This is a genomic window from Rhizobacter sp. P3_B12 (genome assembly GCF_056402895.1).
This window is the reverse complement of the sequence record NZ_JBFUGN010001650.1, coordinates 1-693: the sequence shown is the minus strand read 5'-3', so window position 1 is coordinate 693 and position 693 is coordinate 1. Positions and strand designations below refer to the sequence as shown.

1 protein-coding gene is annotated in these 693 nt (G+C 74.9%); it reads left to right on the top strand.

Going from position 1 to position 693, the window contains the following annotated elements:
• A partial coding sequence (locus AC1D01_RS37470; RefSeq protein WP_477874998.1) for a 2-dehydro-3-deoxygalactonokinase occupies positions 1–690 on the top strand: 690 nt, incomplete at its 5' end.
• Positions 691–693 lie beyond the last annotated feature (3 nt).

Below are 693 nucleotides of genomic sequence, written 5' to 3'. Positions count from 1 at the left end.
TACGTCGCCTGCCCGGCCGGGGCCGACGCGATCGCCGCCGGCATGCTCGCGTTCGAGGCGCCAGCACTGCCGGGCCGCCAGCTGTTCATCGCGCCCGGCATGAGCGACCGGCCTGCCGGCTTGCACGACGACACCGGCACGCCGGAGGTGATGCGCGGCGAGGAGACCCAGGTGCTGGGCCTGCTCGACGCGCTGCAGGGCAGCGGCCCGCACACGCTGTGCCTGCCCGGCACGCACAGCAAGTGGATCACCGTCGAGCAGGGCCGCATCACGCGCCTGCACACCGCGATGACCGGCGAGCTCTATGCACTGCTGACGCAGCACAGCCTGCTCGGCGCGCTGATGGACAAGGACGCCGGCGACGACGAGGCCGCCTTCGCGCGCGGGCTCGAGACCAGCCGCGGCAGCGGCGGCCTGCCGAACCAGCTCTTCAGCGTGCGCACGCTCGGCCTGTTCGGCGAGCTGAGCGGCGCGGCGGCACCGTCGTACCTGTCGGGCCTGCTGGTCGGCCACGAACTGAACGGGCTCGCGCCGGCCACCGGCACCGTCCACCTGATCGGCAGCGCCGCGCTGACCCGCCGCTACGAGCGCGCGCTGGCGGCGCGCGGCTTGCAGGCGATCGCCCACGCCGAGGCGCTGACCGCGCGCGGCCTGCACCGGCTGGCGCTGGCGCGCGGGCTGGTCGATTGAACC